This is a genomic window from Proteus sp. ZN5 (genome assembly GCF_011046025.1).
Lineage (GTDB): Bacteria > Pseudomonadota > Gammaproteobacteria > Enterobacterales > Enterobacteriaceae > Proteus.
On the sequence record NZ_CP047639.1, the window covers coordinates 3,331,161 to 3,347,313 of the forward strand.

A 16,153-nucleotide genomic window follows, 5' to 3' on the forward strand; every position below is an offset into this window, starting at 1 on the left:
CGCAGTATAAATATAACGCTTATTAATGAAAAAATTAACGTTCAAACGTTTATCGTTTTATAAATAATTAAACGGTTCTTTATTTCTATTGATGAAAATTTAGTGAAACGTTGTTGTGTTAGCTATTTTGACACAACGTCTTGGAATTCCCCTAGTTTTCACTAAGCTTTCGCTATCAATTGCATGTATTTCACTCAATCTAGGATGATTTATGCTGTTTTTGCTCAAAAAATATGTTGCAGGCTTTCTGATGCCCTTGCCTTTGCTCTTATTAATCGCCTTTTTTGCATTAGCACTACTTTGGTTTACTCGTTGGCAAAAAACAGGAAAAAGCCTACTCACGGTTGTGCTTGTTCTGCTAACTATTTTAGGCATACAACCTGTTGCTGATACACTATTAATGCCAAGTGAAAAAGAATATCAAGCTCGTTATGAATTACGAGAAAATTCACTGCCAGATGTGAACTACATTGTTGTTTTAGGTGGTGGATTTACTTATAACCCAGATTGGGCACCCAGTTCTAATCTTCTTAACAATAGTTTATTTCGTGTTGCTGAAGGTGTAAGACTTTATTATCGCAATCCTAATTCAATAATGATTTTTACAGGTGGTGCTGGGGTTAATCAGATAAGTAGTGCAGAGGTGGCGGCTCAGGTTGCGCAATCTTTGGGTGTACCTGCTGAGAGAACTATCGCATTATCAACACCGAAAGATACTGAAGAAGAAGCCTATGAAGTTGATAAATTAATTGGTAAGAAACCATTTTTACTTGTGACATCTGCCAATCATTTAGCACGTGCGGAACGTTTCTTTTTAGCGCGAGGCATGAAACCTATTGTTGCACCCGCTAACCAACTGGCAATCTCTTCACCATTACATCCTTGGGAAAAGTATTTTCCTTCTGCGACTTATTTTCAACACAGTGAACGTGCATGGTATGAGTTTTTAGGATCGATGTGGCAATCAGTAAAACCTGCCGGACAACCCACAACTATCCCAGAAAATGAAAGTCATCAATCTGATAAAGAAGAAAACCAATAATTAGAAATATTTTTGCTGACTGATACAAAAACGGCACTTAATTTAAGTGCCGTTGAAATTTATTTGTTAGTGTTAAAAAATCAGAACTCTTGGTTAAGTGCTCGATATGCAGCTCTGGCTGCAACAAGATCATCTTGAGTATCTACACCCACACCCGGAACTTCTAATGCTTTTGCAACATGGATTTTTTCGCCATACCACAGCACTCGCAGTTGCTCTAACATTTCAATAGATTCTAATGGGCTTGGCTCCCAAGTAATATATCGACGTATAAAGCCTGCACGATAAGCATAAATCCCAATATGACGAAGATAATGCTCACCAATTTCATCATGTGATAAATTAAAACGGTCTCTTTCCCAAGGAATGGTTGCACGAGAAAAATAAAGTGCGAAACCTTTTGCATCCATCACGACTTTCACCGCATTAGGGTTAAAAGCTTCTTTTGAGTCAACAATAGGCACTGCTAATGTTGCCATTCCTGCACCACAACTCGCCAAATTTTCGGCTACTTGAGTAATAATTGTGGGTGGAATAAGAGGCTCATCACCTTGTACGTTAACGATTATTTCATCATCCGCAAATTTATATTTTTCAATGACTTCCGCTAAACGCTCTGTACCCGAATGGTGATCTTCGCGCGTCATACACGCTTCCCCGCCCGCTTTTTCAACTGCTGCAACAACATCTAAATTATCAGTTGCAACAATGACACGGTTTGCACCAGAGCGCATAGCCTGTTCCATTACACGAACAATCATAGGTTTGCCATGAATATCCGCGAGGGGTTTACCCGGTAAACGAGTCGATGCATATCGACCAGGGATAATGACCGTGAACATGAAGTTACTTTTCCTCTTCTAGTGATAATTCTCTTGCTTCATTCTCCAGAAGAACGGGGATATTGTCACGAACAGGATAAGCTAAATGATCAATTTTGCAGATAAGCTCTGAATTTTCTTTATCAAAGATAAGTTTGCCGTGGCAAACTGGGCAAGCAATAATTTCGAGTAAGCGGTGATCCATTTTGTCCCTCTCAAGGGTTAATCATTTTATATGGCAAAAGGATATCATAAGGAATGATCAGCGTTAATACTCAAAACCCCTCGTTTAGTGATAATTCGAAAATTATTTTAGTTATTAATAAATTTATTATTTTCTCTTTTACTATAAGCAACAAAAAAGCCACATTAATGTGGCTTTTTATCGTTGAGTCTGCAACATCATTAATAAAGAATTACATTCAGCTTTTATTGATAATAATTTAACCTTTTTATTATCTTTATTGCATTCTAATTAACGAAACGACTCTTTTATATTACTTATTCGACTTGGTGGTAAACTATTGCGGCTTACCTACCTCAAAATAGGCATAAACGATAATTTAATCTTAATGCTAAACTATCGTTTTATCTACATCTTTAACAAGGCTAAGCCTTATTTAAAACCCGATAACATCAGCGGCTTCTAAACCTGCGGCTGTTCTGATAACAGAAAATTCAACGTCTTGACCTTCTGTTAATGCTTTATTTTTTGTATTGGCAATCGCTTTTTTATTGACATAAACTTCTTGTTCAATATCTCTTGCAACAATAAGACCATAACCTTTGTTATTGTCAAACCATTTTACGCGACCCATTCTTAATTGTAATGTCATGATAGATAAACTCCTTTTGTTCTTTGTATAGCTTTATTTTTCTATACAAATGCATCCTACTTTTTATTAAGTCTTCTTATATAAAACCCCAATTAAATTCTGAACACATTAATTTAAGTAGTGCATTTTATTATTCAATATAAATGTTCAAAATCGTGATAGCTAAGCTTAATAAATATTATAAAGCTCAATAAAATATTTACAGTATCAATATGACGAAAAGATGACATCTTGATATTTTATTGCGCACTGATAAAAAAGATAACCGAATATAGAGATAATTAGTCACCATCAAAAATGGTTTTTATCACCTATTGTGCATAAAAGCAGATGCTATTCACTGCACAAAATATTAATCCTACATTCAAGATCCACAAGCTCTCCACACAAGGCTTTTGAGTAGATAGGGTAGTGGCGAATTAAATTGAACTACGACAAAAGCGATATGCGACTGTAGGTAGGTAATCTTTTATGTAACGCTATCCTGATTTCCACTATAAATATCATTGTTTCAGATCAGATACAAGTTTTTTCGAGCCATAAATTAAATTGCTGACTTGTTTTAGCACAGATTGACTATTTAATTCAGCGCTAACAGGTAAATACCACCAATTATCTTGTGCAAAATGCTGACATTTAACAGCATCCTTTTCTGTCATAATAAGGGGTTCTAAGTCAGGTGTTAAATCCTGTAATTCGTGAGCATTATAATCACTATGATCACTAAATGCTTTTGTTGTTATTAACTCTATCCCTTTTTCATGTAAAGAGTTAAAAAACCGAGGAGGATGACCAATTCCAGCGATAGCAACAGCTCTTTTAATTTGCTGAACTGGCTTTTTCTCTCCTGTTTTAAGATTGACTGCAGTATCACCTTCCAGCACCATGCCAATTTCATTACCTTGGCTTATTCCACCATTAACGATAATTGCATCTACAGAATCTAAGCGCCCTGCACGCTCTCGCATAGGACCTGCTGGTAGCCACCAGCCATTGCCGAATCGGCGCTGACCATCAATGACAACAATTTCATAATCACGCTGTAATGCGTAATGTTGCAAACCATCATCAGTGATGATCACATCAAGCTCATGTTGAGCTAACAGCGCTTTTACTGCATCTCGTCGATTAGGTGCAACCGCAACGGGAGCACCTGTTCGATGATAAATCAACACAGGCTCATCACCTGCCATGGCAGGTGTCGTATCGGATGTCAAAAGTAATGGATAATGGTCTGATTTTCCGCCGTAACCACGAGAGACAACACCTGGTTTAAATCCCTGCTGTATTAATTGCTCAACAAGCCATATTACAACAGGCGTTTTACCATTCCCGCCAGCTGTTAAATTGCCAACAATCACAACAGGAATTGGGGCTTTCCATGATGCTAGCCATCCTTTCTGATATGCAAAACGCCTTAATAATGTGATCGCGCCATACAACCATGAGAATGGAAGCAATAAGATATAAAACCAAGATTTACCAGACCAAATCCGTTCAATCATTTGCCAAATTGCATCCTGTGAAGTTGTGCATAAATACCTTGTTTCTCAATCAAATCAAGGTGTGCGCCACGTTCAACAATTTCACCATCTTCAATAACTAATATTTCATCCGCTTTTTCAATAGTTGATAAACGGTGAGCAATCACTAAAGAGGTTCTGTTCTTCTGTAACTCATCAAGTGCTGACTGGATAGCACGCTCTGATTCTGTATCTAGCGCTGATGTAGCCTCATCAAGAATAAGAATTGGCGAATCTCGTAATAACGCTCTTGCAATTGCAATACGCTGACGTTGTCCACCAGAAAGTAATACACCATTTTCGCCAATTTCAGTATCTAAGCCTTTATCCATTTTTTGGATAAAATCCATCGCATGTGCCATCTTCGCCGCTTTTTCAATATCATCACGGGTATACTGATCTTCACATGCGTAGACAATATTGTTTGCTACAGTTTCATTAAAAAGATGCACATTTTGAGAAACCAACGCAACTTGATTACGCAAAGATTTCAATGTGTATTCACGAATATCATGACCATTAATTAATATTTCGCCTTCATTAATGTCATAAAAACGTGTGATCAAATTTGCAATCGTAGACTTACCAGAGCCTGAGCGTCCAACTAATGCAACAGTTTTACCAGCTGGAATGGTAAATGACATATTTTTCAGTGCTGGCGTATCTTTCGTGACATATTGGAAAGTCACATTACGGAATTCAATATCACCAGTTGGTTTTTTCAGTTCAAGCTTACCGGTGTCTTTTTCTTGCTCCATATCGAGGATAGTAAATAACGTCTGACAAGCAGCCATACCTCGCTGAAATTGAGCATTCACATTAGTCAGTGATTTCAATGGACGCATTAATGCAACCATTGAGGAGAAGACAACAGTAATTGTACCTGCTGTTAATGTATCCATTATCTCAGGGAAACTTGCTGCATACAGGACAAATGCTAATGCAAGAGAAGCGATTATCTGAATAATAGGATCTGAAATTGATGATGCGACAACCATACGCATACCTTGACGGCGAATATGATTGCTTACATGATTAAAGCGTTTATTTTCAACTTCTTGGCCATTAAAAATCAGAACTTCTTTATGTCCTTTTAGCATTTGTTCTGCGCTAGTTGTCACTTGTCCCATGCTATTTTGGATACGTTTACTGATCGTTCTAAAACGAGTCGATACTATGCGTATAACAACAGCAACAATAGGTGCGATAACGATAAGGATCAGGGATAATTGCCAGCTATAATAAAACATCAAACAAAATAGTCCGATGATATAGGCGCCTTCACGTACAACGGTAATTAATGCACCCGATGATGAAGAGGCAACTTGTTCTGAATCGTATGTGATACGGGAGAGTAAAGTCCCTGTTGATTGCTGATCAAAAAAGCTCACCGGCATTCCCATGATATGAGAAAACAGTCGGCGACGCATATTCATTACAACTTTCCCAGAGACCCAAGAAAGACAGTAACTTGAAATAAAGTTAGATATACCACGCAGAGCTATCAGTCCAATAACGGCAAAAGGCATCCATTTTAATACGTCATTACTGGCTTTACCAAAACCTTCATCAAGAAGTGGTTTTAATAAAGAAATCATAAATGCATCCACGCCCGCATTGATGATTAATGCAATTGCAGCAGTGATCAAACCCGCTTTGAAAAGCCTGATCATTGGCCATAAGCGGCGGAATGTTTGCCACGTTGATAGATCTATATCATTCATATATATTACCAAACTTTTAATAATTAGCCGGTCATTCTACTCGGGAAACGTCAAAACACCAAACCACTGATGATACCAACGAGGCAAAATATCTCGCCTATAGGTAAATACATCAATATTATCTTGATTAAACTCGATAGAAACTTGCCCATTAACAGAGGTTGCTAGCCAATTAATAGCTTCTTTTTTATAGCGATGATGTACTTTATCAGAAGGCAAACGCCAAGGGCTATAACGAGCAGCAGAAACAAGTGCAAATTTTGGTGATACTGCTTGAATAAACATCAATGTAGATGATGTTTGGCTACCATGATGAGGAACTTGTAAGACATCTGCTTTTAGTTGATCTTTTTTTACTCTTACCAATTGAGCTTCAGCTTCTTTTTCTATATCTCCAGTTAACAGAATATTGTATTTCCCATCACTAATATTGATCACACAGGATTGATTATTTTTCGGGGAGAGTAATTTATTCGATGGCCACAATGCATCAAATTGAAGCCCTTTCCACTGCCATGATTTATCACTTAAGCAAGGTAAATGCGAAGGATCGTCAAAACTACTACGAATGCTTAAATTAGGATAAGTTTTTACTAAATCTTCCATTCCCCCTGTATGATCAAGATGATCATGACTAATGATCAATGCAACTGGCGTAAGTCGATGATGTCTTAAATAAGGAATAATGACATTCTTTGCAATCGAACTTCCATTTTTCCAACGCATTCCCGTGTCATAAATAATCGCTTCCCCTTCTTTTTCAAGAATAACTGCTAAGCCATGTCCAACATCTAACATAGATATTCGCCATTGATAACGTGAAGAGGCGATGAATTCACAGTATAAAATAGTACCAATAGCCACAATGCAAATAAAATGATAACGCCACCATGACATTTTTATGATTAAAATAGTTCCAATTCCCAAAAATCCTAATAATAAAGGAATGGCACCACTATTTTGCCAATAGGGTAAAAATAAAGGAGCACAGCAAAAAGCAAGGTTAATAGAAAGGTCAACCCAGTGCCAAATTATTGGTTGTAAAAATGAGAGAAAGAATGTCAATAATCCTAGCATTATTAATGGCACGGTAATAAAAGAAACAATAGGAACGGCCCATAAGTTAACGATAAAACTAAAAAAATTAGCGCCATTAAATAAATATAATTGAAATGGTAATAAAATAATTAATAAACCAAATTGTAAATGTACCAGCCTTAAAATAAACCACCGCTTTTGATGGTTATATTTAGCTTTTAATGGGTACATCCAATACCAAAAGATAATGGCAAACACAGCAGAAAATGAAAGCCAAAAACTAGCTGAAAGTATAGAAAGAGGCTCAACAATAAGAATAAGTGCTGCACTCCAAAGTGCCCATTGCCAAGGCAAAAATAATCGGCTCCCCCAATGTAAAATCACCCAAACAGTTAATCCAATAACAGCTCTTGTTGCTGGTATTCCCCAACCTGATAACGCAGCATAGAAAACACCACATAACCAAGCTATAACTAATGGAAATCTTGGATTAATCCATCTGATAGGAAAAAAAAATTGAATACCTCTTGCAATAATCCAACCAAAAAAGGCAGCTAAACCTATATGTAAACCTGATATTACAATTAAATGTGCAACCCCTGTTTTCATGTAGAGATCTTTTTTCTCGGTTTCGATATATCGCTTATCACCTAAGACTAAAGCAATAATTTCACCTTTATTTTTTGCAGTTTGCCAATGAGCTGAGATTGTCTGAATAAGTTGAGTACGTAGTGATATATCATCCCGGATAAACTTGGCGGTCATCACTTTACCCGTTAATGTTTCCTTCATAGAAACGGCATATTTTTGGCTATCAAACCCACCTTCATTTAAATAACTATGTACAGCTCTAAATTGAATTTTAAATTTCCAATATTGTCCTACAGCTATGTTTTTAGGCGGACTTCGCCAATAGACATTTGCATAAACAGATGATGAAAAGAGTCTCTTCTTCGTAATGGGTATTTTGATAATAATATTGCCATCTATTAATTGACGATACTCCATAACCTTGGTTTCAAATGTTGCCATATTATCAGCAAACTGTTCTGTTCTCGTCATTAACGATGACGCAACCATATTTGAATAAACCCAGAAAAATAAAAATATCGCTAAAAAGCGGAATAAGCCAAAAGGAATAAATAATAGAAATAGTGCAACAAGAATAGTAATAGAATAAATAGCCTGACTAAAAAGTGTATGTTGAACTAATAAAGGTAAGCAACCTAATATCATTGCCAAAGCAATACTATCTAAAGTTAACTTCGTGAAATAGAGCCTTTGAAAATAGGCTGAATGAAAGTACTTCCATTTTATTGATACCACCTTTAACTCAAAAAATTTTATCAGTCGATTCAATAAAATCATTTCTAGCATCCTTGCCTACAATCATTCTTTAAATATCATGATGTTATCATTTAATTAAAGATAGGCTTTTAGACCGTTTTTTAGTGATGCGTTATAAAAAGAAAAAGTTCTCTTGTTATATACAATAAATTTTGAGAAGAAACTCGTAAAAAGCAAAACAACTAAGTGATATAGGTAATTAAATAGAGAAATTAAAATTAAAGCAGAATAAAGTAATAAAAAAGAAAGGTACTAGTGAGACAAAATCAATAAAACGGATCGTTCAATCCAAAATTGGGATTGAAGGTACAAGATGGAAGATAGAAAAAATTAGGGAGCAGAAAAATAAACTAAAAGTGATAATAATAGGTAATAAAAAACGGCACCTAAGTACCGTTTTTGAGAAAGTTAACTAACATCGTGCCATTTCGACAGGAGTTATTATTCCGTATAAATATTTACACGGTCACGTAACTCTTTACCTGGCTTAAAGTGTGGAACGTATTTACCTTCCAGATCTACTTTATCACCAGTCTTCGGGTTACGACCCGTACGCGGCGCACGGTAGTGTAGAGAAAAACTGCCGAATCCGCGGACTTCGATACGCTCACCATCAGCTAAAGTATCAGCCATATGATCAAGCATTTCTTTTACAGCTTCTTCAACCGTCTTAGCCGAAAGATGAGATTGTAGGCCTGCAAGTCTCTCGATTAACTCAGACTTGGTCATATTACCTCCCTAAACTACCGATAAATAGGCAACGATTAACGTTGCCTTCCGTTAATAACTTAAATTATTCGCCTTTAGCTGCTTTGAAAGCTTCAGCCATAGCGTTGTTTGAAAAACCAACTTCTTCTTTGTTGTTTACAGAAGCGATAGCGTCTTTCTCGTCTGCTTCGTCTTTAGCACGAACAGATAAGTTGATAACGCGGTTTTTACGGTCAACACCAGTATATTTAGCTTCTACAGCTTCGCCAACATTCAGAACCAGAGTTGCATCTTCAACGCGGTCACGTGAAGCTTCTGAAGCACGCAGGTAACCTTCAACACCGTCAGCTAATTCTACAGTTGCGCCTTTAGCGTCAACAGCAGTTACTTTACCAGAAACAATAGCACCTTTTTTGTGAGCAGACAGGTAATTATTGAATGGATCTTCTGATAATTGTTTAACGCCCAGTGAGATACGTTCACGTTCAGCATCAACTTGCAGAACTACAGCAGCGATTTCGTCGCCTTTTTTGTATTCACGAACTGCTTCTTCACCTGCAACATTCCAAGAAATGTCAGATAAATGAACCAGACCGTCGATACCGCCGTCTAAACCGATGAAGATACCGAAGTCAGTGATAGACTTGATTTTACCTTCAACACGGTCGTTCTTGTTGTGAGTTTCTGCAAACTGCTGCCATGGGTTAGATTTGCACTGTTTCAGACCCAGTGAAATACGACGACGTTCTTCATCGATGTCAAGAACCATAACTTCAACAACATCACCAACGTTAACAACTTTAGATGGGTGAATGTTTTTGTTAGTCCAATCCATTTCAGAAACGTGTACCAGACCTTCAACGCCTTCTTCGATTTCTACGAAGCAACCGTAATCAGTCAGGTTAGTTACACGACCAGTCAGTTTAGTACCTTCTGGATAACGTTTAGCGATAGCTACCCATGGATCTTCGCCCAGTTGTTTCAGACCTAATGATACGCGAGTACGTTCACGGTCGAATTTCAGGACTTTAACAGTGATTTCGTCGCCAACATTGACAATTTCGCTTGGGTGTTTAACACGTTTCCAAGCCATGTCAGTGATGTGCAGTAAGCCGTCAACACCGCCCAGATCAACGAATGCACCGTAGTCAGTAAGGTTCTTAACGATACCTTTAACTTCCATGCCTTCTTGCAGGTTTTCTAATAACTGATCGCGTTCTGCGCTGTTTTCAGATTCGATAACCGCACGACGAGACACAACAACGTTGTTACGTTTTTGGTCTAATTTGATGACTTTGAACTCAAGCTCTTTGTTTTCCAGATGAGTTGTATCGCGAACTGGGCGAACGTCTACCAGTGAGCCTGGTAAGAACGCACGAATGCCGTTCAGTTCAACAGTGAAACCACCTTTAACTTTACCGTTGATGATACCAACAACAGTTTCGTTTTCTTCGTAAGCTTTTTCCAGCATCAGCCACGCTTCGTGACGTTTAGCTTTCTCACGAGACAGAACGGTTTCACCGAAGCCATCTTCAACCGCGTCCAGAGCAACATCAATTTCGTCGCCCACTTGGATTTCTAATTCGCCTTGAGCGTTTTTGAATTGTTCTACAGGAATAGCAGATTCTGATTTCAGGCCTGCATCAACCAGAACAACGTCTTTATCGATAGCAACTACAACGCCGCGAACGATAGCGCCAGGACGAGTTTCGATTGTTTTTAGGGATTCTTCAAAGAGTTGAGCAAAAGATTCTGTCATGTTAATGATCTTCAAGTAAATTTAATTAACGTCCATTTAGCATCCGGCCGAATGGGGTTGTTTCACATACCTCGTTACATCCTTTGTGACAAGGTCATCGGGCATTGTTGTGTTTTCATTAACACGTCAACCCGATTTTGATAATTACCTAGTATAAACGAAATAAAAATTAATTACGCTGATAATTGCAGATTTTTTTTAGCATAAGTCAACGATTTTTCAATGACTTCGTCAATAGACAAGCTTGTAGAATCGAGAATTAATGCATCTTTCGCCGCAACAAGTGGCGCAACAGCGCGATTCCGGTCACGGTAATCACGTTCTTTTATCTCGGATAAAAGGCGCTCAAAGTTAACATTAAAGCCCTTTTCCTGCAACTGTAACATGCGACGACGCGCGCGCTCTTCAGCGCTCGCTTCTAAAAATATTTTCACTTGAGCATCAGGAAAAACGATTGTGCCCATATCTCGACCATCAGCAATTAAACCCGGCGCTGTACGAAATGCGCGCTGACGACGCAATAATGCTTCTCTTACTCGAGGAAAAGTTGCAGCTTGTGATGCCGTATTCCCAACTGTTTCTGTTCGAATTTCAGTTGAAACATCTTCACCTTCTAGAATGACACTTAAGCCATTCTCATTAGGAATAAAACGCACATCCAAATTTGCCGCCAAAGGTACTAAAGCATCTTCGGAGGTGATATCTACATGGTGATGTAAAGCTGCTAATGCCAATACACGATAAATAGCGCCAGAATCGAGTAAATGCCAGCCAAATGCTTTCGCTAATGCTTGGCATAATGTTCCTTTACCTGCTCCGCTAGGCCCATCAACAGTTATAACAGGGACGATAACCGCCATGAGTTTCTCCTTTTCGTGGGCACTGTATTTCTGTGTTTGTTGCTCTTATTACATTGATATAATAGGCATGGTGTCCAAACAGAGAAAAACAGTATTAATATATGCGCGACATTATACGCATACAATGTATAGGAAGAAACAAGCAGATAAGCACTAAAGAGTCTTATTTAAGATTATTTTTTCGAGGCTGTGTATTTTTTAGAAAAATTAATCTGATTATAATAAAAAACTGGCAGTATTGTTCTCCAAAAGATCCAATACTGCCGATTTAACTGATGTAATTTTGACTCATTTTAATTAATGATTTTTACATTAATTATTACGTTGAGAAAGTGTTTCTAATTTCTCAAAATAATCAGGGAAGGTTTTTGCGGTACATCCCGGATCAAGAATAGTAATTGGTGTATCAGAAAGTGCCACCAGCGAAAAGCACATCGCAATACGATGATCGTTATAAGTTTCGATATCCGCAGTAGTTAACTGTTTTGGTGGTATTACTTTTAAGTAATCATGCCCTTCCTCAACAATTGCACCCACTTTTTGTAACTCTGCTGCCATTGCCGCTAATCGGTCAGTTTCTTTTACACGCCAGTTATAAATATTACGGATAACCGTTTCGCCTTCAGCAAAAAGTGCCGTGGTGGCAATGGTCATTGCAGCATCAGGAATGGTATTCATATCCATATCAATGCCTTTTAACGTTCCACGTTCACACTCAATATAGTCCTCACCCCAGCGTACTTTTGCGCCCATTTTTTCAAGTACTGAAGCAAAATGAATATCCCCTTGTAAGCTGTTTTTGCCGATGCCTGTAACTCGTACAGTACCGCCTTTAATGGCAGCCGCTGCTAAAAAGTAAGATGCAGATGAAGCATCACCTTCTACAAGGTATTTTTCTGGTGATTGATATTGTTGACCACCTTTTATAACAAAGCGCTGGTACTCTTGGTTTTCAATTTTTCCACCAAAGGTATTAATTAACGCTAAGGTAATATCAATGTAAGGTTTTGATACTAATTCACCTTTAATGGTGATAATCGTATCTTGCTCTGCCAAAGGTGCCATCATTAATAAAGCAGTCAAAAACTGGCTAGAAACACTACCATCAACTTCAACATTGCCACCTAAAAAACCACCGCGTAAGCGAATTGGTGGGTAATCCGTCTGTTCAAGGTAGTCAATTTTTGCGCCACCTTGGCGTAAAGCGTCAACTAAATGCCCAATTGGACGCTCTTTCATGCGAGGCTCGCCAGTAAGAATAATATCATGCTGACCGAGATTTAATGCAGCCGCTAATGGGCGCATTGCGGTACCTGCATTACCTAAGAAGAGTTCTAATGGCGAATTTGTTTTAAATTCACCGCCTAGTCCTTCAATATCACATACCGTATTATTATTTGATAATTGATATTGCACACCTAAGGCTTTTAATGCATTAAGCATATGACGAATATCATCACTATCTAATAAGTTGGTTAGACGAGTTTTACCTTTGGCTAAAGCCGCTAATAACAACGCACGGTTAGAGACACTTTTTGATCCTGGTAAATTAATAACACCTTCGATATGAGCGATAGGTTGTAATGTTAACGATTCCATAAACAGGTAAAAACTCCGATAAACAAGTAAATTAAGCGGGGATGCTATTTAATTAAATATAAATTTATTTAGGTACTTATATTTTTATTTATTAATTATGTACTCGGTAATTCATTTTTAATTATTAACATCTTAAAGATTGAATAATAAGAAAACCTGTATTTTAAGCAGGCTTTCTTATTCTAGATTTTATTTATTACGCATGACGACGTTCAAAATCAGCCATAAAGTCGACTAATGCTTGAACACCTTCCAATGGCATTGCGTTATAAATTGAAGCACGCATACCACCTGATACACGGTGACCTTTTAATGCGACTAAACCTTGTGCTTCCGCCTCTTTTAAGAATACAGAATCCAGTTCAGGAGAAGACATTTGGAAAGGCACATTCATTAGCGAACGATTTTCTGTGGCAATACGATTGATATAAAAATCGCTATTATCAATTGCACTATAAAGAAGCGCTGCTTTTTCATAGTTACGTTTTGCCATTTCTTGTAAACCACCTTGCTCTTTCAGCCATTTAAAGACCATACCTGATAAATACCAAGCAAAGGTAGGTGGTGTATTAAACATGGAGTCATTTTCAGCAAGCACTGTGTAATCAAACACAGAAGGTGTTTCTTTGCGTGCTTTACCTAATAGATCTTCACGAATAATGACAATAGTTAAACCCGCAGGACCAATATTCTTTTGTGCACCCGCATAGATAACACCAAAACGGCTAACATCTATTGGTTGAGATAAAATCGAAGATGAGTAGTCAGCAATAACAATTTTGCTATCATCAAAATCTGGCTCTTCATGAATGGCAATACCATCAATGGTTTCATTTGGACAATAATGCACATAAGCTGCATCAGCGCTTAATTGCCACTCTTTCATTGGCTTAACACCAATTTTGCCATCAACTTCTGTTTTAATTTTAATAATATTTGGCGAACAATATTTTTCAGCTTCTTCGGCTGCACTTTTAGCCCAATAACCACCATCAATATAATCAGCGCTTGCTTTATCGCCTAATAAATTGAGAGGTAAAGCTGCAAAATGCCCCCGAGCCCCACCGTGGCAAAAAAGAATTTTATAGTTTTCAGGCACATTGAGAAGATCGCGAAGATCTTGCTCTGCCTGATGAGCAACTTCAAGAAACTCTTTACTGCGGTGGCTAATTTCCATAACCGAACGCCCAAGTTCATGCCAGTTGCATAATTCTAATTCTGCACGACGAAGGACTTCTGCCGGTAACATAGCCGGACCTGCACTAAAGTTATATACCTGACTCATTCAAATTCACCCTATCTGAATATGTTTTTACAAAATGACCTTTATCGGTTGTATCATTCCCGTTAAATTGGCGCAATGATTATTGTGAACTAACGCATAATATGCAGCGCGTAAAAATAATGGTTAGGAGTGTTTTATGTCGGGGAGTGTAAATAAAAAAGAAGAAGCAAGCTGGGGAATGCTTCTTCATGGAAAAAATAGTCTAAAATCGCTCGCTTTAGCAGGAGGGGTCGCATTACACGCAATAAATGTCTATATTACGATCACAACGCTACCTTCAATTGTACGTGATATCGGTGGGCTTAATTTATATGCATGGAACACCACTGTTTTTATTCTGGCGTCAATTCTCTCTTCTGCATTAACTTCTCGATTACTGAGTGCATTCGCCCCTCGCAATAGTTATCTTTTTGCCACAATTTGCTTTTTAGTGGGCTCTGTTATTTGTGCAACAGCACCTTCAATGCAGATATTACTTTTAGGGCGATTTATTCAAGGGGCTGGCGGAGGAATGCTGCTGGCACTTGCTTACTCGTTAGTCCGAGTCATGTTTCCTCAACCACTTTGGTCCAGAGCTATGGCGTTAATGTCTAGCATGTGGGGAATATCAACACTATTAGGCCCCGCACTAGGCGGAATATTTGCTGAATATGATGTTTGGCGTGGCGCATTTTGGTCTATTTTATTTGTAGGCATTCCTTACACTATTTTATTATTTACTATTCTTCCTACCGAAAATAATGTTGATAATATTGTCACCAAAGCGCCGTTACCTTATCAACAGCTAATTTTATTAATGCTTGCTGTATTATCTATTTCTATTGGTAGTCTTTATAACGTTATTTTATATAACGCCTTATCCTTTATATTTGCTTTGATTTTTATTTTACTGTTAGTCAATATTGATAAAAAATCAAATGATGGCTTATTTCCTAAAGGAACATTTTCTTTTTCTGCACCATTAGCACCAATATATCTCACTATGGCTTTATTAGGGATCAGTGTACAAACAGAAGTCTTTGTGCCCTATTTCTTGCAAATTATCCATAATATTACCCCGCTGCTTTCGGGTTATTTAGCTGCATTGGTGGGTGCGGGTTGGTCTTTCTCTGCCATTATGTCTTCATCAAGTAAACAAGCTACTGCTCAGAGATTAATGCGTTTTGGCCCAATGATTAATTTTTCAGCCATTGTGATCCTTGGCTTATTTATTTCTAATGCTCTGACCATCCCTTATGGTCAAATTATCATTATCTGTATAGCCCTCTTTTTTACAGGTGCTGGAATTGGCATGGCATGGCCTCATTATTTAACTCGTGTTTTACACGTTTCTCAGGGACAAGAAGCTCAAAAAGCAGCGACATCCATTACCACTATCCAATTATTTTCAACGGCTGTCGGTGCATCTATTTCAGGAACAGTGGTTAATATGGCTGGATTAACTGATCCTGGAGGTATTATAGGTGCTCAAAATGCAGCACATTGGCTCTTTATTGTGTTTGCAATAACACCATTCATTGCTTTCTTTACAGCAAGAGTTGTTGTCTCTCGAGCCAAAACCAATTAGCCATTTCACGCTTTAAAAATAACAAAGCCTCATAAATGAGGCCT

At 37.8% G+C, this 16,153-nt stretch carries 13 protein-coding genes; 2 read left to right on the forward strand and 11 right to left on the reverse strand.

From position 1 onward, the window contains the following. Window positions 1–211 precede the first annotated feature (211 nt). Window positions 212–1,042, forward strand: a complete 831-nt coding sequence (gene elyC / locus GTK47_RS15420) for an envelope biogenesis factor ElyC (RefSeq protein ID WP_165124778.1) — start codon at window positions 212–214, stop codon at window positions 1,040–1,042. 80 nt (window positions 1,043–1,122) lie between these two features. Here the strand turns inward: elyC and kdsB are convergent, their stop codons facing one another. The 11 genes from kdsB to serC form a co-directional block, all read right to left on the reverse strand. After that, window positions 1,123–1,884 (reverse strand): 3-deoxy-manno-octulosonate cytidylyltransferase, encoded by a 762-nt coding sequence (kdsB, locus tag GTK47_RS15425; protein ID WP_165124781.1) that lies wholly within the window; start codon window positions 1,882–1,884, stop codon window positions 1,123–1,125. Between the two features lie 4 nt (window positions 1,885–1,888). Then, window positions 1,889–2,068, reverse strand: a complete 180-nt coding sequence (locus GTK47_RS15430; RefSeq protein ID WP_004244593.1) for a Trm112 family protein — start codon at window positions 2,066–2,068, stop codon at window positions 1,889–1,891. 415 nt (window positions 2,069–2,483) lie between these two features. Then, entirely contained in the window at window positions 2,484–2,699 is a 216-nt protein-coding gene (locus GTK47_RS15435; RefSeq protein WP_023581324.1) for a cold shock domain-containing protein, read from the reverse strand. A 503-nt stretch (window positions 2,700–3,202) separates the two neighbouring features. Beyond that, the gene (gene lpxK / locus GTK47_RS15440) at window positions 3,203–4,204 is read right to left on the reverse strand and encodes a tetraacyldisaccharide 4'-kinase (RefSeq protein ID WP_165124784.1); all 1,002 of its coding nucleotides are present in this window, start codon (window positions 4,202–4,204) and stop codon (window positions 3,203–3,205) included. Continuing rightward, window positions 4,201–5,946 (reverse strand): lipid A ABC transporter ATP-binding protein/permease MsbA, encoded by a 1,746-nt coding sequence (gene msbA / locus GTK47_RS15445; protein WP_165124787.1) that lies wholly within the window; start codon window positions 5,944–5,946, stop codon window positions 4,201–4,203. Before msbA ends, lpxK begins: the two co-directional genes overlap by 4 nt. A gap of 36 nt (window positions 5,947–5,982) precedes the next feature. Further along, window positions 5,983–8,352: a DNA internalization-related competence protein ComEC/Rec2 gene (locus tag GTK47_RS15450; protein WP_165124790.1), complete on the reverse strand. Its 2,370-nt coding sequence runs from the start codon at window positions 8,350–8,352 to the stop codon at window positions 5,983–5,985. A 420-nt stretch (window positions 8,353–8,772) separates the two neighbouring features. Then, a complete protein-coding gene (ihfB, locus tag GTK47_RS15455) occupies window positions 8,773–9,060 on the reverse strand; it encodes an integration host factor subunit beta (RefSeq protein WP_006537420.1) in 288 nt (95 codons plus the stop codon). A 64-nt stretch (window positions 9,061–9,124) separates the two neighbouring features. Continuing rightward, on the reverse strand, window positions 9,125–10,798 hold the full coding sequence (gene rpsA, locus GTK47_RS15460) for a 30S ribosomal protein S1 (RefSeq protein ID WP_006537421.1): 1,674 nt from the start codon (window positions 10,796–10,798) through the stop codon (window positions 9,125–9,127). A gap of 173 nt (window positions 10,799–10,971) precedes the next feature. Continuing rightward, window positions 10,972–11,658: a (d)CMP kinase gene (cmk, locus tag GTK47_RS15465; RefSeq protein WP_098943727.1), complete on the reverse strand. Its 687-nt coding sequence runs from the start codon at window positions 11,656–11,658 to the stop codon at window positions 10,972–10,974. A gap of 312 nt (window positions 11,659–11,970) precedes the next feature. Next, a complete protein-coding gene (aroA, locus tag GTK47_RS15470) occupies window positions 11,971–13,257 on the reverse strand; it encodes a 3-phosphoshikimate 1-carboxyvinyltransferase (protein WP_165124793.1) in 1,287 nt (428 codons plus the stop codon). A 196-nt stretch (window positions 13,258–13,453) separates the two neighbouring features. Next, on the reverse strand, window positions 13,454–14,542 hold the full coding sequence (gene serC, locus GTK47_RS15475) for a 3-phosphoserine/phosphohydroxythreonine transaminase (RefSeq protein WP_099074999.1): 1,089 nt from the start codon (window positions 14,540–14,542) through the stop codon (window positions 13,454–13,456). Between the two features lie 136 nt (window positions 14,543–14,678). On the opposite strand from serC, the gene GTK47_RS15480 reads away from it, so the two are divergent. Continuing rightward, the gene (locus GTK47_RS15480; RefSeq protein ID WP_165124796.1) at window positions 14,679–16,109 is read left to right on the forward strand and encodes an MFS transporter; all 1,431 of its coding nucleotides are present in this window, start codon (window positions 14,679–14,681) and stop codon (window positions 16,107–16,109) included. Window positions 16,110–16,153 lie beyond the last annotated feature (44 nt).